The organism is Brachybacterium tyrofermentans, from assembly GCF_014897585.1.
Taxonomy (GTDB): domain Bacteria; phylum Actinomycetota; class Actinomycetes; order Actinomycetales; family Dermabacteraceae; genus Brachybacterium; species Brachybacterium tyrofermentans.
Genome location: NZ_JABUXW010000015.1, coordinates 26,667 through 45,714, shown reverse-complemented (window position 1 = coordinate 45,714; position 19,048 = coordinate 26,667). Strand labels below are relative to the sequence as shown.

13 protein-coding genes and 1 tRNA gene are annotated in these 19,048 nt (G+C 69.9%); 5 read left to right on the top strand and 9 right to left on the bottom strand.

Going from position 1 to position 19,048, the window contains the following annotated elements:
* Nucleotides 1-5: 5 nt before the first annotated feature.
* The 4 genes from INT49_RS12305 to INT49_RS12290 form a co-directional block, all read right to left on the bottom strand.
* Nucleotides 6-1,466 carry an ABC transporter substrate-binding protein gene (locus tag INT49_RS12305; RefSeq protein ID WP_193118042.1) on the bottom strand — a complete coding sequence of 487 codons (1,461 nt, stop codon included), beginning with the start codon at nucleotides 1,464-1,466 and terminating at the stop codon, nucleotides 6-8.
* A 10-nt stretch (nucleotides 1,467-1,476) separates the two neighbouring features.
* Nucleotides 1,477-2,448 carry a carbohydrate ABC transporter permease gene (locus INT49_RS12300; RefSeq protein ID WP_193118041.1) on the bottom strand — a complete coding sequence of 324 codons (972 nt, stop codon included), beginning with the start codon at nucleotides 2,446-2,448 and terminating at the stop codon, nucleotides 1,477-1,479.
* 14 nt (nucleotides 2,449-2,462) lie between these two features.
* A complete protein-coding gene (locus INT49_RS12295) occupies nucleotides 2,463-3,374 on the bottom strand; it encodes a carbohydrate ABC transporter permease (RefSeq protein ID WP_193118040.1) in 912 nt (303 codons plus the stop codon).
* 62 nt (nucleotides 3,375-3,436) lie between these two features.
* Nucleotides 3,437-5,680, bottom strand: coding sequence for an alpha-galactosidase (locus tag INT49_RS12290; protein WP_193118039.1), 2,244 nt, complete (start codon nucleotides 5,678-5,680; stop codon nucleotides 3,437-3,439).
* A 348-nt stretch (nucleotides 5,681-6,028) separates the two neighbouring features.
* Between INT49_RS12290 and INT49_RS12285 the strand changes: the two genes are divergently transcribed.
* A complete protein-coding gene (locus INT49_RS12285; RefSeq protein ID WP_193118038.1) occupies nucleotides 6,029-7,240 on the top strand; it encodes a pyridoxal phosphate-dependent aminotransferase in 1,212 nt (403 codons plus the stop codon).
* A gap of 516 nt (nucleotides 7,241-7,756) precedes the next feature.
* Nucleotides 7,757-8,713, top strand: a complete 957-nt coding sequence (locus INT49_RS12280) for a DUF559 domain-containing protein (RefSeq protein WP_193118037.1) — start codon at nucleotides 7,757-7,759, stop codon at nucleotides 8,711-8,713.
* A gap of 314 nt (nucleotides 8,714-9,027) precedes the next feature.
* On the opposite strand, the gene INT49_RS12275 is transcribed toward INT49_RS12280, so the two are convergent.
* The 5 genes from INT49_RS12275 to INT49_RS12255 all read right to left on the bottom strand — a co-directional run bounded on the left by INT49_RS12275 (nucleotide 9,028) and on the right by INT49_RS12255 (nucleotide 15,423).
* Nucleotides 9,028-9,417, bottom strand: coding sequence for a DUF1304 domain-containing protein (locus INT49_RS12275; RefSeq protein WP_193118036.1), 390 nt, complete (start codon nucleotides 9,415-9,417; stop codon nucleotides 9,028-9,030).
* 165 nt (nucleotides 9,418-9,582) lie between these two features.
* Entirely contained in the window at nucleotides 9,583-11,049 is a 1,467-nt protein-coding gene (locus INT49_RS12270) for an FAD-dependent oxidoreductase (protein ID WP_193118035.1), read from the bottom strand.
* Nucleotides 11,050-11,299: 250 nt separating this feature from the next.
* Nucleotides 11,300-12,289: a transglutaminase family protein gene (locus INT49_RS12265; RefSeq protein WP_193118034.1), complete on the bottom strand. Its 990-nt coding sequence runs from the start codon at nucleotides 12,287-12,289 to the stop codon at nucleotides 11,300-11,302.
* The gene (locus INT49_RS12260; protein WP_319021605.1) at nucleotides 12,279-14,699 is read right to left on the bottom strand and encodes a circularly permuted type 2 ATP-grasp protein; all 2,421 of its coding nucleotides are present in this window, start codon (nucleotides 14,697-14,699) and stop codon (nucleotides 12,279-12,281) included. Before INT49_RS12260 ends, INT49_RS12265 begins: the two co-directional genes overlap by 11 nt.
* A 46-nt stretch (nucleotides 14,700-14,745) precedes the next feature.
* Nucleotides 14,746-15,423, bottom strand: a complete 678-nt coding sequence (locus tag INT49_RS12255; RefSeq protein WP_193118033.1) for an AIM24 family protein — start codon at nucleotides 15,421-15,423, stop codon at nucleotides 14,746-14,748.
* Nucleotides 15,424-15,643: 220 nt separating this feature from the next.
* Between INT49_RS12255 and INT49_RS12250 the strand changes: the two genes are divergently transcribed.
* The 3 genes from INT49_RS12250 to INT49_RS12240 all read left to right on the top strand — a co-directional run bounded on the left by INT49_RS12250 (nucleotide 15,644) and on the right by INT49_RS12240 (nucleotide 19,032).
* Entirely contained in the window at nucleotides 15,644-17,881 is a 2,238-nt protein-coding gene (locus INT49_RS12250) for a serine/threonine-protein kinase (RefSeq protein ID WP_193118032.1), read from the top strand.
* Between the two features lie 172 nt (nucleotides 17,882-18,053).
* A complete protein-coding gene (locus tag INT49_RS12245; protein ID WP_193118031.1) occupies nucleotides 18,054-18,887 on the top strand; it encodes a DsbA family protein in 834 nt (277 codons plus the stop codon).
* Between the two features lie 73 nt (nucleotides 18,888-18,960).
* Nucleotides 18,961-19,032 (top strand) — tRNA-Thr (locus tag INT49_RS12240).
* Nucleotides 19,033-19,048 lie beyond the last annotated feature (16 nt).

The following is a 19,048-nucleotide window of genomic DNA, read 5'->3' as shown; positions in this document are numbered from 1 at the left end:
CCCGATCACTCGAACAGGGCGTTGACCCGGTCGTTGTAGGAGGCGAAGTCCGCCCCGTCGAGCTGCCGCATCCAGCACTGGTCGAAGGCCGCCTGCATGGTCTGCATGATCGCGGCGGAGTTCTCCACCAGCGGGTACAGGCCGGTCTCACCATTGGCCACCCGGTCCGTGAACGGGGTGACGTCCAGTCCCTCCTCGGCGAAGGCCTCGATCGCCGCCTCGGTGCCGACATCGGTCGACGGGAAGAACGGGGCGCGCTCGCCGATGACCTGCTGGGCGTCGTCGGAGGCCAGGAAGGCGATCAGGCGGGCGGCCTCCTCCTTGTTGTCGGACTGGGAGGAGATCGAGTCCCCGAGCCCGTTGAACATCGACATCGGCGTGCCGACGGGGCCCGAGGGGAGCGGGGCGATGCCCAGCTCCATGCCCTCCATGTTGTTGAAGGTCGTGATCATCCACGAGCCGGCCAGTGACAGCGCCGCCTTGCCGGTCTGCACCTGGGTCTGCGTGGGGCTGGAGTCGCCGAACACGCCGAAGGGCGGGAAGAGCCCCTTGTCGACGAGACCGAAGTACCAGTCCATGGTGGCCGCGAAGCGCTCGTCGTCGTAGTTGAAATGCGTTCCCCAGGTGTCCGCATCCGTGAACGTCCACCCGGTCGAGTAGGCGAAGGGGGACCAGCTGGTCTGGCCCGTGTAGTCGATCCCGGGGGCGGCCATGCCGTAGCGGGCCACGTTCTTCGGGTCGAAGCCGTCCTCGTCGCCGCGCACGCCGTTCGCGTCCAGGGTGAGCCGGGCCAGCATCTTCTCGAAGCTGCCGCCGTCCTCGGGATTCCAGTCCAGATCCTCGAGGTCCTCCGGGGTGAGCCCCTCCTTTTCGAGCATCGTCCTGTCGTACATGACCGCGATCGTGTCGTAGTCCTTGGGCATCCCGTACCGCTTGCCGTCCTGGCCGGTCCACAGCTCCTGCAGACCGTCCTGGAACTGCGTGGCCGGGATGTCGTCGAGCGGTCCCAGGCCATCCAGCGGAGCGATCACCCCGAGCTTGAGGAACTCCGGGTAGCGGGCGAGGTGATCGGCGAAGGCGTCGGGACCGGCCTCCGCCACGAAGCTCGCCGTTAGCTTCGTCCAGTAGTCGTGCCAGCCCAGCTGGGTGACGCGCACGAAGACGTCGGGATTCTTCTCCATGAAGAGATCGATCGCGGCGGAGTAGGCGGGGAGCTGGTTCGCATCCCACAGCCAGTAGTCGATCTGGGTGGCTCCCGCCGGGGCGGAGGTTCCTCCGCAGGCGGACAGCGCCCCGGCCGCCGTGGTGCCGGCGGCGAGGACGGCTGAGCCCTGCAGCAGGCGCCGACGGGACAGGGATGGCCCGTCGGCCCGGTGCGGTGCTGGTGACGATGTCGGAGCCGTCGGCGAAGTGGCAGGGGACGGAGTGGTGCGAGCAGCGCGTGCTCGGTGGATCGGGGAGTTCATCTGGGGCACCTCACTTGATCCCGCTGAAACCGATGGAGTTGACGATCTTCTTCGCGAAGAGCGCGAAGAGGATCAGCATGGGGGCGGCGGCGACCAGCGTCGCGGCCATCAGGCCCGACCAGTCGGGGCCGGTGCCGGGCGCCTGGGCCCGGAAGACGCCGAGCGCGACGGTGAGCACGCGGGACTGATCGGTGTAGGACACCATCAGCGACCAGAAGTACTCGTTCCACGCGGACATGTAGGTCAGCAGGGCGAGGGTGGCCAGCGGGGCGCTGGACATCGGCAGGATGAGCATGAAGAACACGCGCGCCTTGCTCGCCCCGTCGATCAGGGCGGCCTCCTCGACCTCGCGGGAGATGTTGTTGAAGAACTGGCGCAGGAAGAAGATCGCGAAGCTCGAGATGAACAGCGTGGGCAGCATGATGCCGAGCAGCGTGTCGACCAGGCCGAGGTTCTTGATCAGGATGAAGTTGGGCAGCAGGGTGAAGATCTGCGGGATCATCAGCGAGCCCAGGAAGATCATGAACACCGTCTCGCGGCCGCGCCAGCGCAGTCGCGAGAACGCGTAGGCCGCCATCGCGCAGGAGAAGGTCTGCACGACGGTCACGGCGGTCGCGACGATGACGGAGTTCAGCAGGTAGCGCCAGAAGTTGATCGAGGCGCCGCTGCCGCCCTGGGAGATCGCGGTCTCGACGTCCTGCAGGCCGAAGACGCGCTCGAAGCCGCCGGCGTTCATCCCGACCGGCAGCAGGCTGCCGGGATCGGTGGCCAGGGCGTTGTTGCTGGACAGCGCCGTGCGGAGCATCCAGTAGAAGGGGAACAGGGTGATCAGCAGGAAGATCACCATCACGGCCCAGGCCGCGATCTTCCCCCAGGGGATCGGCTTCTTCGGCCGCTGGATGGTGCGACCGGTGGGGTCGCTGGAGTTCGTGGGGCCGGCGGTGCCGGGGCTGCCCGTGACGGGGTGCGATGTGGTGGTCATGGTGTCCTCTCCCGTCAGTCCAGGTCCGACTGTCCGGCCTTGGTCAGCCAGTACTGCGTGAACGTGATGACCATGAGGATCACCAGGAGCGCGACGGACAGGGCCGAGGCGTAGCCGAACTCGTACTGGGCGAAGGCGTTCTCATAGATGTACATCTGCAGCACCTTCGAGGCGTCGGCCGGACCGCCCTGGGTGGTCACGGAGATCGTGTCGAACACCTGGAACGAGCCGATGATCGTCATGATCAGCACCAGCGCCAGGATCGGGCGCAGCAGCGGCAGGGTGATGCGACGGAACTGGGTGATCTCGCCGGCCCCCTCGGTGCGCGCCGCCTCGTAGAGATGGGTGGGGATGGACTGCAGGCCCGCGAACAGCAGCAGCGCCGTATAGCCCATGTGGCGCCACACGTTGACCAGCGCGACGGTCGGGATCACCCAGGTCTCGCTGGACCAGAAGGAGACCGGGTCGAAGCCGATCCAGGTCAGGAAGATGTTGAAGATGCCCAGCTGGGTGTCGAGGATCCACAGGAACGTGATCGCCGCGACCACGTTGGAGACCAGGTACGGGGTCAGCACGAGGGAGCGCAGGATCGTGGACTGGGTCAGGCGCTGCATGAGCACCGCGATCAGCAGGGCCACGACCGTCTGCACGCCGATGTTGATCAGCACGTACAGCACCGTGACCTTGAGGGACTTCCAGAAGATCGGGTCGGCGATCAGCCGCTGATAGTTCTCGAGCCCGATCCACTGGGGCGGGGTGAGGGTCGTGTACTCCGTGAAGGAGTAGTACAGGCCGGTCAGCAGCGGCCACACGAGGAACACCAGGAGGCCGACGGTCGCTGGCGCGATGAACAGCAGCGCCAGCTTCGTGTCGTCCTTCCGTCGGCGTCTCGGGGCCGACCGCGTCGACGTCGTCGCGGTGGACATGGCTACCTTCTTTCGTCGGACGGAGCCGGACGTCCCGGCTCCGTGCGTACAGCGCGTGGAGGTCAGGAGGCCTCTGCGCGGGTGATGTCGATCAGGAGCGCCTGCTCGGGATCGAGGAGCGGGGTGGCGAGGCCGGAGACCATGAGGGCCGCGCCGGGGAGGAGGAGGCCGCCGTCCTCGGCGGACTCCCGGGCCAGCTGCATCCAGCGCGGCGGGATGAGGCTGCTGGTGCGGGCGTCGGTCGCCAGCGGCAGGACGCGGTAGATGGCCTCGGGGTCGAGCCCGGGGAGGCGGAGCCGGTCGTGCTGCGAACGGTCGGAGCGGCCGACGGCGGCCAGGGTGAACAGGGCGCGGTCGCGCTGCGGGGAGACCACGCCGTGCAGCCACAGCGGGCTGTCGCCGCGATCGGCGCGCACCAGGTCACCGGTGAACAGCAGGTCGCGCCGGTCCTTGTAGAGCGTGATCCAGGAGCGCAGCGCGGCCGTCTCCTCCGTGCTCGCCTGCGTGAGGTCCCATTCGATGCCGAGGTGGCCGAACAGGGCGCTCGCGGCGCGGAAGTCGAGGGTGTGCAGGCGACCCGTGGTGTGCGAGCGGCCCGAGGCGATGTGGCTGCCCATGAGCTCGAGCGGGACGAGCTGCGAGGTCCAGCGGTTCATCTGGTGGCGGTCCAGGGGGTCGATGCAGTCCGAGACCCACACCCTGTCGGTGCGCTCGAGCACCTCGAGGTCCACGCGGGCGCCACCGGAGGAGCAGGACTCGATCTCGAGCCCGGGGTGGGCGGCCTTCAGCTCGTCCATCAGCCGGTAGGTGGCCAGGGTCTGGGCGTGGACGGCGGCGCGGCCGGTGCCGCGGGTGGCGGCTTCGAGCAGATCGCGGTTGTGGTCCCACTTGATGTAGCCGATGTCGTACGCGTCCAGCACCGCGCCCATCTGCTCGCGCACGTGGGCGAAGGCCTCGGGGATCGACAGGTTCAGCACCTGCTGGTGGCGGGACTCCAGCGGGATCCGGTCGGGGGAGGGGGCCATGACCCACTCCGGGTGCGCCCGGGCCACGTCGGAGTCCTCGTTGACCATCTCGGGCTCGAACCAGAGGCCGAACTCCATGCCGCGGCCGGTGACGTGGTCGACCAGCGGGCCCAGTCCGCCCGGCCAGGCCTCGGCCGAGACGGTCCAGTCGCCGAGCCCGGAGGTGTCATCGCGACGGGATCCGAACCAGCCGTCGTCCAGCACGAACCGCTCCACGCCGAGATCGGCGGCGCGGTCGGCGAGGTCGGTGAGGCGGGCGAGGTCGTGGTCGAAGTAGACGGCCTCCCACACGTTCAGGGTGACGGGGCGGTCGGTGTCCACATGGTGCGGTCGCGAGCGCAGGTGCCGGTGGAAGCGGGAGGCGACCGCGTCGAGGCCCTCCCCGTAGGAGGCGTAGAGCCACGGACCCGCGTAGGACCCGCCGGGATCCAGCACCGCCTCACCCGGCAGCAGGAGCTCGCCGCCGCCGAGGATCCGGCTGCCGGTGTTGACCTGCTCCGCGAGATGGCGGTGGTTGCCCGAGAACGCGGTGTGCACGCCCCAGACCTCGCCGTGGCGGAAGCCGAATCCGGGCCGCCCGGCGTGCAGCACATGGGCGGCGTCGGCCCCGGTGCGGCCCCGACGGTTCTCGCGCAGGTGGGTGCCGACGGTGAAGGCGCTGCGCTGCGGGGTGCGCTCCTTGGACCAGCGGCCGGCGAAGTCCAGCAGCTCATCGGCGTCGCCGGGCACGGGGACGGAGACGGTGAGCTCCTCCAGCGCGTACGGAACGTCTGCGGTGTTCGTGCAGGTGGCGCGCTGGCGCAGGAGGCCCGACGGGAGCAGCTCGATCTCGAGGGCGATCTCGAGCCCGAGCTCCTCGTCGGCCAGATCGGCGCGCACGAGCGCTGCACCGGCCTCGGCATGCGGGGTGGTCAGCAGGTCGCCGTCGAGGGAGATCGCGTGCGTGACCAGGCGCGGCGCCCATCCGGAGCCGTCGGGCCGTGAACCGGTCAGTCCCGGCCGGCCGATCCAGCCGTCGCACTGCTGAGGGATGATCGCGATGCGCAGCGGCACGTCGACGGCGTTGTGGGGGACCGGCTCGACGGCCGTCGCGCACACAGCCTCCAGACCCTCCGGACCGAGCGGCCCCAGGGCGGCGCCCCAGTGGGCGATGGCGGGTGAGCGGCCGTCGGTCACGTCCAGCACCACGGACACCCCGGACGCCGTCAGGTGGATCCGCTGCGTGGAGCCCGGGCTGGGTGCGGTGACAGCTGTGCTGACAGGGGTCCTGCGTGGGGACATCGATGACCTCCGGGACGGGACTTGATGGGGGACGGGACGGGACTGGGTGGGAGGCGGGACCGGCGGGGATGGACCGGGACAGGCGGGATCGGACGGGACGAGCGGGGAGCAGACGGGGCGGCGGACGACGGATGGTGCCGCCGATCGGGGCGGATCGACCGGGTGGCGGTTGCTCATGAGTCCGTTCTCGAGCATTCCGTCGGCCTGCGTGCCGCCTTAACTGAAACCATGAAACTAAACCCTTGGGCTGACGTCAAGGGCATCTCGGTGTTGCGGTGCGGTCACGGGATCGGCGGTCGGTCGTGCGGCGATATCCTGTGCCCACCCGACCAGGCCAGGAGTCCCCGAATGATCTTCACCCAGTCCTCCAAGCTGCGCGACGTGTGCTACGAGATCCGCGGACCGGTGCCCGCAGAGGCTGCGCGCATGGAGGCCGAGGGCCACGCGATCCTCAAGCTGAACATCGGCAACCCCGCACCGTTCGGCTTCGAGGCGCCCGACGAGATCCTCGTCGACATGATCAAGAACCTGCCCACTGCGCAGGGCTACTCGGACTCCAAGGGCATCCCCGCGGCCCGTCGTGCCGTCGCGCAGTACTACCAGATGCGTGACATGCCCGGCATCGACCTCGACGACGTCTACCTCGGCAACGGTGTCTCCGAGCTGATCCAGATGGTGTGCCAGGGACTCGTCGACGACGGCGACGAGGTGCTCGTGCCGCAGCCGGACTACCCGCTGTGGACCGCCTCGGTGTCGCTCGCCGGCGGTCGCGCCGTGCACTACCGCTGCGATGAGGAGCAGCAGTGGTGGCCCGACGTCGAGGACATCGCCTCGAAGGTCACCGATCGCACCAAGGCCATCGTGGTCATCAACCCCAACAACCCCACCGGCGCCGTGTACCCCGAGCACGTGCTGCGCGACATCGTCGAGGTGGCCCGGACCCACGGTCTGATGATCCTGGCCGACGAGATCTACGACAAGATCCTCTACGACGACGCGGTCCACACCTCGATCGCCTCGCTCGCCCCGGATCTGCTGTCGATCACCTTCAACGGGCTCTCCAAGGCCTACCGTGTCGCCGGCTTCCGCGCCGGCTGGATGGCGCTGTACGGGCCGAAGGACGACGCGACCAGCTTCATCGAGGGCCTGGACGTGCTCTCGAACATGCGCCTGTGCCCGAACGTCCCGGCCCAGCACGTCGTCGCGACGGCGCTCGGCGGGCACCAGTCGATCAATCAGCTGCTGCTTCCCGGCGGGCGGCTGCGCGAGCAGCGCGACGTCGCCTACGAGGGTCTCAGTGCGATCGACGGTGTCAGCGTGATCAAGGCGCAGGGGGCGCTGTACATGTTCCCCAAGCTGGACCGCGAGATGTACGCCATCGAGGACGACGAGCAGTTCGCCTACGACCTGCTGCGTCAGCAGAAGCTGCTGGTCACCCACGGCACCGGCTTCAACCTCGACACCCCGGACCACTTCCGCCTGGTCACGCTGCCGTCCGCGGAGATGCTCGCGAACGCCGTGGATCGCATCGGCGACTACCTCGCGAGCATCCGCCGCTGAGCGTCGTGCCCCGTGAGTGCTGGGTCGTTGAGCGTCGTGCCCCGTGAGTGCTGGGTCGTTGAGCGTCGTGCCCCGTGAGCGCTGGGTCGCAGAGCTGCTGCCCTGCTGCCCTGCTAACCCGTCCCCAGGGTCCCTTTCCGCCTCGCCCGTTGACCGATTCCCCTGATTCGTGACGCAGGCGGGACGTTCTCGTGGATTCGTTCGGCGCGTCGGCCCTGACCTGGCGCGTGACGGCAGGGTGTCGCGTGTCGCGTGTCCCGTGCGGTGCCCGTGCGGTGCCCGTTCCGGGTGCCCCGTTCCTCGTGCCCCGTTCCGGTCTCCGGGTGCCGATTCCCCTGATTCGTGACACTGGCGGGACGTTCTCGTGGATTCGTTCGGCGCGTCGGCTCAGACCTGACCTGACCTGCCTCTTGGCGACCGGGCGTGCTCGACTCTCGTCTCTCCTCCCCAGCGGACCTTGTCCACTGTGGGGGCCGAAGCCGTCTCTGCGACCCACCGCGCTCCTACTGTCGAGGGATGAGCAGCGGTAAGGGCAGTACTGGAGGAACCATTCCGCCGGGTCGGGTGTTCACGCGCGCGGGGATGCTCAAGATGGGCGTGAGCACCCGACGGTTGTCGAGCCCCGAGTTCTTGCGGGTGCTTCCCGGGTGCTACACCGTGACCGCGCAGCCGGCCGGGGTCGCTGCGGTGGCGCGGATCCTCCAGAGGAGAGTGATCCCGGGCAGTCTCATCTGCCACGTCACGGCGGCAGAGATACTCGGACTCCCGCTGCCGGAGAAGCTCACCTGGGAGGGAGGCGCGGCCATCCACTGCACGGTGCAGCCCGAGCAGAAACGAGGCTCGGCGCGGAAGCTCACGGTCCACGTGCGCAGGGATCGGCCGTCATTCGTCATCGACGGAGTCACGGTGGAGCATCCGTTCTCCGTACTGCTGGACCTTGCGCCCCTGCTCAGCTATGACGAGCTCGTGGCCTGCATCGATTCTCTGGGATCACGAATTCGAGTGTCGGGCGGGCTCACGGTGGACGCGGTGCGGACAGCATGCCGGGGGAGACGCGCGCACGGGATACGTGCCCTGCGGGCAGCTGTCCGTGATGCCCGGGACTGGGTCGACTCTCCCCGCGAGACCGCCACGCGGCTGATGGTGATCCGAGCCGGGTATCCCGAGCCTGAGACGAACCGTCCTCTCCGGGACCCGGTGACCGGCAAGGAGTACTGGATCGATCTCGCGTACCCCGCGTGGAGGATCGCGATCGAATACGACGGCAAGGACCACTTCACTCTGAAGCAGGCGCAGAAGGACCACGCGAAGGACGAGCTGCTGCACCGCGAAGGGTGGGCTGTCCTGCGGATCACCGTGGAGGACCACAAGGACTCCAAGAGCTTCTTCGCCCTGCTGGACGAAGCCATCAGATCTGCCGAACAGCGGATCAGAGCCCACACCGAAGCCGTCGCCCAACGGCCAGCGGCGTGATCCGAGCGGTACCTGAGGCAGTGTGCCTGTGCGTGTGCGTGTGCGTGTGCGTGTGCGTGTGCGTGTGCCTGTGCCTGTGCCTGTGCCCGTGCTCTGCGGTCGTGGGGTGTCGTCCGGTGCGGGTTCGGTTCACCGAGCGGATGCCCCGATTCCCTTGATTCGCTTCATGAGTGGAACGGATCAAGGGAATCGATCAGGCGGGCGGGGCGTGTCGGCTTTTCGGCCAGGGGTGCGGGGGTATGTCTGCTGCTGAGCGAGCGTGCGAGTGGGGTCTGCTGACTCGCCGGTAAACGGGTGGGCCTGCGCGTCTCCGGTCAGAGCGCGAGGGAGATCAGCAGCGTGATCACGGCGAGCAAGGGGAGCGTTCCCTGCTTCACCGCGGCTCCCCGATGCTCGGGAGAGCTGAGCAGCAGCACGGTCGCCGCGGCGAGCATGCACCCGGTGCCGGCGAGCATGAGCGTGATGCCCACCGTGGTCACCCCTGCCAGGGCGAGGACTGCGCCGAGCGCCGCGAGCACCGCGAGGAACAGGTTGTAGAACCCCTGGTTGAACGCCAGGTCGTGAGTCGTGGAGACCTCGGCAGCGCTCTGTTTCCCGAACACCTTCTGGGCGCGGGGCGTGCCCCACAGGAGCGACTCCAGGGCGAAGATGAACCCATGGAGCAGTGCCGCGGCCAGAGCCAAGATCGATCCGAGAACGAGCACAGCAACCTCCGGGAGTATGGGTCAACGAACTGCGACAACGAACTGCGTCCTGCGTCCTGCGACCTGCAAAGTGAGCCCTGAGCCCTGAGCCCTGAGCCCTGAGCCCTGAGCCCTGAGCCCTGAGGAAGCGCTGAGCGCTGCGGAATGCGCCCCGCGCCCAGCGGATCAGGTGTGCGAGGGCTCGGGCATCCCGGCGCGGGAGACGGAGACCATCTCGTCGCGCTCGACGACCTTGACGCGGGCACGGGGCTCGCCGTCGGCATCCACCGCGGCGGCACCGAGGGCCTTCTCGTGCTCGTCCAGCGCCGTCCACCCGTCCCAGGTCGTGTACTGCACGCCCCGGTCCTCGAGCAGGCGCAGGATCGCATCGTTGTCGCGTTCGGGCGCGGCAGTCAGGCGACCGGCGTCGATGTCCTCGAGCAGGCTCGCGATGGTCTCGATCGCGTCGGACTTCGTGGCACCGATCAGGCCCACCGGACCACGCTTGATCCAGCCGTTGGCGTAGACGCCCGGCACGAGCGTGCCATCGGCCTCGGTGACGCGGCCGGCGACGTTGCAGATCACGCCGCGCTTCGCGTCGTAGGGCATGCCAGGGAGCTCGGAGCCGTGGTAGCCGACGGCGCGGTAGACGGCGCCCAGCTCGTAGTCGATGAACTCGCCGGTGCCCGCGACGCGGCCCTCGTCGTCGAGGCGGGTGCGCTCGAAGCGCATGCCGGTGACCTTCCCGTCCTCGCCGATGACCTCGACGGGACGGTGCCAGAAGTGCATGTGCAGGCGACGCTGCACGGGGCCGCCGTTCCTGTCCGTCGGCTCCTCGCCGGCTGCTTCGCGGCGCTGCTGCTCCTCGAGCCAGCCCACGAACGTCTGGGTGACCTGGTCGGTGCGCTTGTCCGCCTTGATGGCCGCCCACTGGGCGTCGGTGATCTGCTCGACGTCACGGGGGTCCATGACGACCTGCAGCCCCTGGGGGTGGGCGAGCTCGCGGGCCTCGAGCGGCGAGAACTTCGTCTGGGCGGGGCCGCGGCGGCCGAAGACGTGCACATCGGTGGTCGCTGCGGACTGCAGGCCCTCGTGGACGTTCGCGGGGATCTCGGTGCGCAGCAGCTCGTCGGCGCTCTTGGAGAGCACGCGCGCCACATCGAGGGCGACGTTGCCGTTGCCGATCACGGCGACGGACTCGGCGTCGAGATTCCAGGTGCGGGCGTAGTCGGGGTTGCCGTCGTACCAGGCCACGAAGTCGGCGGCGCCGTAGGAGCCGTCCAGGTCGATGCCGGGGATGTCGAGATCGGCGTCCTTGAGGGCCCCGGTGGCGACGATGACCGCGTCGTAGTGGGTGCGGAGATCCTCGGCCGTGAGGTCGGTGCCGAATTCGACGTCGCCGAGGAAGCGGATGTCGCCGCGGCCGAGGATCCGGTGCAGGGCGGTGATGATGCCCTTGATGCGCGGATGGTCGGGGGCGACCCCATAGCGGATCAGGCCGAACGGTGCCGGAAGGCGGTCGAAGAGGTCGATCGCGACCTCGAGGTCACCGTTCTTGGCGCGCTCGGTGCGCAGAAGGGTCTCGGCGGCGTACACGCCGGCGGGGCCGGAGCCGATCACGGCCAGACGGAAGGGCTGCTGGGAGAAGGACATCTCACCTCGGTCTCGTGGCGCGGGGCGCCTGGTCCGGTGCGCCGTCGGACGCACGCTGATTTCCGCATAACCATATACGCGAAATTCATCTCGACCGCGGTCCGTGTGAGCGGGCTGACCCCGTCAGCGCCGCCGCCGGCCGCCATCCAGCGCAGCGCCCGTGCTGATCAGGGAGATGCCCGAGCTGATGAGCGCCGAACGCCGAACAGCGAGGGCTGGACGCTGAGCGCTGACCCTCGGCCGAACGTCGTCAGGGAGTCCCTGGCGCCACCGGCACCACGCCGACGGCGACGTCGAGGGTGCTGGTCGCTCCGGGCGGCCCGACGACGATGCCCTTGAGCGGCGGGACGTCCGCGTAGTCGCGCCCCCAGGCGGTGGTGACGAAACGCTGGTCCACGAAGGTGCGGTTGGTGGGATCGATGTCCACCCAGCCGATGCCGGGCACGAGCACGCTGAGCCAGGCGTGGGAGGCGGCTGAGCCGATCATCTCGTCGGCCGGCTCGGTGACCAGGGCGCCCTCGGAGGACGGCGCCGTGCGCAGGTAGCCGGAGACGTACCGGGCGGCGAGGCCCGCCGCCCGCACCGCGGCGACCCCCACGTGCGCGAAGTCCTGGCACACCCCGTGCCGTTCCGCGAGGACCTCCTCCAGGGTCGAGGTCACCGTGGTCGCGCGGGAGTCGTAGGTGAAGTTCGCGTGGATCCACCCGGTGAGATCCGCGAGGCATTCCCCGATGGGGCGCTCCGGCGTGAACACGCGCGCCGAGATCTCGTGGGCCTCGCCCTGGTCGGGGATCCGCGGCGACGGATGCACGAAATCGATGCTCTCCGCGGGCAGGAGCGGACCCCAATGATCCGGTCCGCACTGCTCCCAGGGACGCGACATCGCCTCGGCGGGGTAGCGCCGTTCGGAGACGGTCACCCGGGCATGGGAGTGCACGTCGAGCTGGGAGTGCGGGCCGTCGACCAGCAGATAGGTCGAGGAGTTGCCGTAGAAGTCGGTGTGGGCCGTGAGCCGGGTGGGGACCGGGTCCACGACCACCTCATGGGAGAGCACCCGCTGGTGCGGGGTGGCGCGGGGCTCGACGTGGGCGCGCCCGTAGTTCCGCGAGACCGGCTTCGCATAGCGGTAGCTGGTCAGGTGGTGCACGAGGTAGTCGACGGCGTCGGCCGACGGATCGCCCTCGCTGCGCAGCGGGATCTCGGGCGCCTGCGGGCGGAGGTGCTGGTGATCAGACATCATCGATCCCCCATCGGGAGGTGGACTCCGAGGGCCGGAAGAATCGGTTCTCCAGAGCTGTGGCGAGCTCGCGCAGGGAGCCGATCGCGGCGTCGGCCTCCTCGAGCATCGAGGTCGGGGCGCCACCGCGTGCCGCCGGTGTGGGGGCCGACGCAACGGCCGAGGTGGAGCCCGGCGCCGTTCCCGATGCCGGCCTCAGCAGCTCCTGCGGCTCCCAGGAGCCGATGCGTGAGCGCAGCGCGGTCAGCGGCGCCCGCAGCTCGGGCGAGGGCGTCACCTCCGGCAGCCGGTCCAGGGTGGAGTTCAACCGGTCCAGCTGGAAGGCGATCGAGCGGGGCAGCGTGGTGTCGTGCAGCAGCAGCTCGAGCAGGAGCTCGGGCTGCACCGCGGCATGGAACGTGCGCCGGTAGGAGGCCCCGGATTCTGTGATCAGGGCGACCGCCCCGGCGATGCGGGCCTCCGCGGCACGGGTGCGGCGGTGTCCCAGGGTGGCGCGCAGCAGGGACAGCAGCCCCATGGTCCTCTCGAGCTTCCGGCCCACCTCGGTGAGATCCCAGCCGAGGTTGCGGGGCATCGAGTCGGCGACCGCCCCGGACAGGGTCAGGCAGCCGTCGACGATGTCCGTCAGGCCCTGCTCGAGCGGTCGGTTGTCGCTGCCGGCCAGCAGGTGGAAGCTGCCTCGCATGCGGGCGATGACGGGCCAGACGTCGTCGGAGATGAGGTCACGCAGGGTGCGGGTGGTGTGCGCGAGGGAGGCATAGGACTGGGCGAGCGACCCGGGCCGGCCGCTGTCCGTGAGCAGGCTGGAGATCTCGCTGCGCACCGACTCCGGATCCTGCGGGTCCAGGTCCAGGAATCCCGGGTACGTGGTGGTCACGTCGGTGACCGCGCCGAGCAGGACGGCCTGCGCGGTGCCGGCGGAGGCGCTTCGTTCCGAGCCCAGATCGTTCGACGTGTCCAGCACCGTGCGCAGCAGCCTCGCGGTGGAGTCCACCCGCTCGAGGTAGCGGCCGAACCAGAACAGGTCCGAGCCGATGGACCGGGTCATCGCCGGATACGCGGTGAGCACCCCGAGGTCCACTCCGGCCCCGTTCGCCGGTGCCGCCCCGGAGTCGACGGCGTCTGCCCGCCCGGGTGCGGAGCCCTCGCTGGTCGCTCCCCCGCTCGTCGACCCCGTGCCGGGTGACCGCTCGCCGCCCGGCTCCTCGTCGGCACCCTCGGGCAGGGCGAAGGTCTCCGGGACCGTGACCCAGATGTCCTTGAGCGCCTCGGGGGCCTCGTCATCGGTGTGGGCGACGCCGCCGGGCAGCACCTCGTAGCCGTCCTCGGAGGCGATCACCATCAGGCGCAGCCGCACCGGACGCTCCACCAGGTCGTCGCCACCGGCAGGATCGGACGACAGCCAGCGGGCCGGTTCTGCGCCGGTGGACGCGCCGACGGTCGGGGCTGCGGGACGCAGCTGGAGGTCCTCGTGGAGGATCTGGCGGCAGAGGTCCGGGAGGGCGGCGCGCAGGGCGGGGTTCTCCAGCAGTCCGGCACCGAAGGGATTGAGCATCTCGACGTCACCGCAGCGCGCGGCCTCGACCAGTCCGGTGACCCCGCCGTACGGCGTGGGGCCCAGGTCCAGCGGATCCAGCTGGGCGGAGGGGAGCAGCCGGACCAGCGCATCGACCGTGTCGCCGGGATCGGAATCCACGCCGGGCAGGCGCAGCGTCAACGAACCCGACCCCGTCTGCAGGTCGCCGACCGAGACCACGGGGGAGCCCAGGAGGTTGGCGAGCCAGCTCTGATCGAACGCACGCAGGGGATCGTCCGGGTCGCCGGCGGTGAGCACGACGGTTCTCCCGGCGCGACCGTCGGTGCGGGTGCGCCGGTGCAGCGCCGTGCGCACCGTGTCGAAGAAGGGATGCAGCCGGCGAAGCTCCGTGGACCGGTACAGCGACGGCGCGCACCGCGAGAGGACCCGCCGCAGCTCGAGGGCGAAGCCCGCCCCGTCGGGGACGTCCACGCTGTCCTCGAGCACGACCCAGCTGCCGTCGGCCTGGCGGGCGACGGTGCTGGTCACGGCGAACAGGTGGGTGGCGCCGCGGGAGGGGATGCCGATCGCGGAGCGCAGATAGGCGGGATCCTGGAGCAGTTCGGCGGCCGGGGCGACGTCCGTGCCGAGCACGGTGCGGGGGCCGTAGAGGTCCGCGTAGAGGGCGTCGAGCAGTCGCACCCTCTGGATCAGGCCCGCGGAGAGCGTGTCCCAGTCCTCGGCGTCCAGGACCACCGGGACGGGGTCGATCACGGGCGTCGGCGCGGAGACGTCGGCGGCGAACATGCTCGCCGCCGACGTCGCGGCCAGGCGCCGGCCTCGAGGGCCGAGCGCGGCCAGCTCGTCGACCGGTGCTCCAGGTGCTGCGATTCTCACCGGACCATCGTAGGCATCCGGGGCGGATCGATGCTGGATGCTGCGGTCAGGAACTGCTGGGGATCTGGATGCCCTCGGAAGGCTGGACCACGACGAAGCCCGGGCCGTGGAAGCCCAGCTGGAAGGACTCCCCGGAGCCGCGCCCGATCAGCGAGCCCATCTTGAAGTCGTTCTTGATCTGGGGCTGGAGGTTCGCGGACCAGCACACTGCCGCCTGCGGGTCCACGAAGGTGGGCTGCTGGGAGCAGTCCAGGAGCATCGGCGGGCCGTCCGAGGTCACGGCGACCATGCCCTGCCCCTGCAGGAACAGGTTGAACAGACCACCGGCCATGAAGCCCGCCCCGCCCAGGGACTTGATGTCCCACTGGATGGAGCTGTCGAAGGCGAGCATGTTCTTCGTATTCAGGGTGAGGGCCTCGCCCTCGAGCTGGATCAGGAAGATCTCGTCGGCCTGGCGGGCATAGAAGATCTCGCCCTGACCGCGGGTGCGCATCATGTTGCCGCCCTCGCCGGTGGCCATCTTCTTGAGCAGCTTCATGCCGCCGCCGGAGCCCTGGTACGAGAAGTCCATCTGCCCCTGGTAGGCGACCATCGCGCCGGAGGCCGAGATGATCTCGGGGGCGTCGGGGGTCAGCGAGCAGCGGAGCATCTTGTTGGACTGCAGTGCCCATCGGTCGGTCGTCTGTCGTTCCTGATTTGCTGCGTCGAACAGATTTGAGCGCATTGGGAGCCCTTCCTCTCGGATGCCGGGCCGTGGCCGCGGTCACCGCGGTGCCCACCGCACCGCTCGGGGATCGTCTCACGAGGGGGACCCGTTACGGGAGCGCATGAGCACATCCGGGACGGTGCGCAGCGGGCTCGGCGTGCGCATCTGCGGTGGGGGCCGTGTGGGGGAGCGGTGAAGTCGGCGCGATCGGAGTCCTGCGCCTCGTAGCATGGCGGTCATGGTCGAGCATCCGTCTGCCGGTTCCCCCGGGCTCTCTGGGCTCTCCGGGGCGCCGGGATCGTCGAGGACGTCGCGCAGCGCGCGGCAGGATCCGCGCCTGACCGCGCTCGCCGAGGACTCCGGCTACGAGATCCTGGGTCGGATCGGCGCGGGCGGCATGGGGATCGTCTACCGCGGCCAGGACGCGGACGGCCACGACGTGGCGATCAAGCTGCTGCGCCACGAGATCTCCGACGACCCCCGGGCGCGCGAGCGCCTGGCTCGGGAGGTCGCCGCGCAGAAGCTCGTGCGCAATGACAACATCGTGCGGATCCTCGATGCCGAGCTCGAGTCCTCCGACGCCTTCGTCGTCACCGAGTTCGTCCCGGGCCCCACGCTCGAGGACGCGGTGCGGGTCAACGGCGGGCTACATCCGGAGGCGGTGCGGGAGATCGGCCTGGTCATGGGCGACACCCTGCAGGCCATCCACCGCTCCGGCGTGATCCATCGTGATCTCAAACCCAGCAACATCATGCTGCGGGGGACCTCCGAGGAGGATCTCGCGGTCTTCGATCCCGACGGCGACCGGCTCGATCCGGTGATCATCGACTTCGGGATCGCGATCGCCGCCGAGGAATCCCGCCTGACCTCGACCGGGCTGGTGATGGGGACGGCCGCCTACCTGGACCCCGAGGTGATCCGCACCGACCACACCGGCGAGGCCGGCGACTGGTGGTCCTGGGCCGCGCTGCTGTCCTTCGCGGCGACCGGCCGCGATCCCTTCGGCAGCGGGCGCGCCGATCTGGTGTTCCTGCGCGCGGAACGCGGTGAGCTCGACGTCGACGGGCTCCCCGTGGAGCTCGCCGACTGGCTGCGCTCGGCCCTGCAGTCCGAGCCGGAGCGACGACCCGCCCCGCAGGATCTGCTCGCTCGTCTCGCAGAGCTCGATCTCACGCGCTTCGAGGACGCCGGGCCGACGGAGGCGCTCCGGGCCGATGGATCCACTGCTGCGCTGCCGGCGGCTGCGGGTGCGGCTGCCGGGGCGGCCGCTGTATCTGGTGCGACGGCATCCGGTGCGACGACATCCTCCGCTGCGCCCTCCGGTGCAACGGCCGGGACCGAGGCGTTGGACAGCCGCTCGGCGACGGGGGCCGGCGACCCGCCCACGGAGATGCTTCCGGTGACCGGCACGCCGAGCGAGCAGCCCGCCGACGGCACGTCCGACAGCTACGCCGAGCAGCGCACCGAGGCGCTGCCGCGCGTGAACTCCCCGCAGGACGCTCCGACGGACGCGGCGACGGAGGCGCTGCCGCGGCAGAGCACACCGGTCGAGGCGCCCACGGAGGCGCTCCCGGTGTTCGCCGCTCCGACGCAGCAGCTGCCCGTCATTCCTTCGGCACCGGCGGAGCAGCAGAGCTCCGGCTTCCCCGGGCCTTCGCCGCATCCGGTGCAGCGCGGCCCCCACCCGCCCTCCGCGGCGCCGGTGCAGAGGGCGATGCCTCCCCAGCACGCTCCGCAGCAGCACCCGCACCCGGTGGACCAGCAGCAGATTCCTCAGCAGCTCGCGCCGCAGCAGGTTGTGCCGCAGCAGTTCGGGCCGCAGCAGGGCGTCCCGGGCGCGGACGGAAGCCAGCGGATGCTGGGCGCCTGGGCCTCCCCGCTGCCACCCCGACGGCCGTTCCTGGTGTGGATCGGCCACCTGCTGATCGTCGCGCTCGCGGCGGTCGCCCCGTATCCGGCGCTCGCGGTGTTCCTCCTGCTCGGTGCGCTCGCCCGCACCTGGGAGCGGTCGCACAACGCGGTCGCCGGCAGGCGCCTGCGCGGCTCGACGGGATCCGGTCCGACCTGGGCGGCCGGGTTCGCGAGCCCCTTCCGCTTCCTGCTCGGTCTGCTCGAGATCGCGCTGCAGGCGCTGTTCCCGCTCATCCTCGGCGTGCTCGTCGGAATCGCCCTGGACGCCGCCTGGACGCTGCTCCAGGGGACCGCCCCGCCGGACGGGGCCGCGTTCGGGACCGCGATGGCGGTGACGCTGCTGATCACCTGGGTCGGGATCGGCAGCCGGACCACCCGCAACGGGGCGCACCGGATGCTCGATTCTGCCGCCCCGGATCGGGTGTGGACCGCCGTGGTGCTCGTGCTGCTCATCCTGCTGCTCGGTGCCGTGGTCTTCACGGTGCTCGCCCGCGAGGGCGTGGTCGACTACTTCCCCTTCCCCGACGGTCCCACGCTGGAGGACATCGCCATCTGGCGCCGCTGAGATGCCGTGCGAGCCGCGCCCGAATCGGGCCGTCGGGAGCAGCATCGCCCCAGTCCGCGGGGCCGACCGGCGTGAAGTGGCCCATCCATCCCGTTCGCACCCAGGGATCGACGGTTAAACTCTCATCGACCTGTTACCCACCGCAGCCCCGGATCGGGGGCTAGGAGCATTCATGGCCGCGTCCGGTTCGTCGAAGTCAACGCCATCGAAGTCGGCGCAGGAGCGTCGCGAGGCGCAGCGCGAGGCCCTGCGCCAGCAGCGCCAGGCCGAGCAGCGCCGCCAGCGCACCGTGCGCACCGTCGTGATCGCGGCGATCGTCGTGGTCGCGCTCGCCATCGCCAGCGGTATCGGTGTCCTCATCTACCGGTCCGTGCAGCCGGAGGGGCCCGTCGCGGTGCCTCAGGGCATGAGCGAGGACCAGCCGTACCTGACGTTCGGCGCCCCGGAGGGGTCCGGGAAGCCCGTCGTCGAGCTGCACCTGGACTTCATGTGCCCCATCTGCGGTCAGTTCGAGGAGATCAACGGCGAGGACGTCCAGAAGATGGTCGCCGACGAGGAGGTCACCCTTCACCTCGTCCCGCGACGCCTGCTCGATCCTGCATCGACCACCGGTGACTACTCCACCCGTACCGCGGCTGCGATGGTCTCCGTGTACGAGGAGGACCCCGCAGTGGCGATGACCTTCATGCAGCTCCTCTTCGCCAACCAGCCCGCGGAGAACACGGCCGGTCTCACCGATGACGAGATCTGGGCGTATGCGGAGGAGGCCGGGGCATCCGCCGCTGCCAAGGAGACGATCGACGCCAAGACCTACCGTCCGTGGGTCCGCGAGATCGCCGAGCCGTACGCCAAGGGCAAGACCGAAGGCACGCCGTACGTCGAGATCGACGGCACCCAGTTCCAGGACTGGACCACTCCGGGCGCTCTGCGGGAAGCCGCTCTGGCCGCCGGCGGCGAGTCCGCGGCCTCAGATGCCGGTGGTGCCTCGGACGCCGGCCAGGGCTGATCAGCCTGTCTGCGGGGCCCTCTGAGGTCCTCTAGACTTCCGGGTGCGGTCGAGGCATCGGCCGCGCCCACCCGCTGGAGTGGCGCAACGGTAGCGCACCTGTCTTGTAAACAGGTGGTTGCGGGTTCGATTCCCGTCTCCAGCTCGTGAGAGGACCCCTT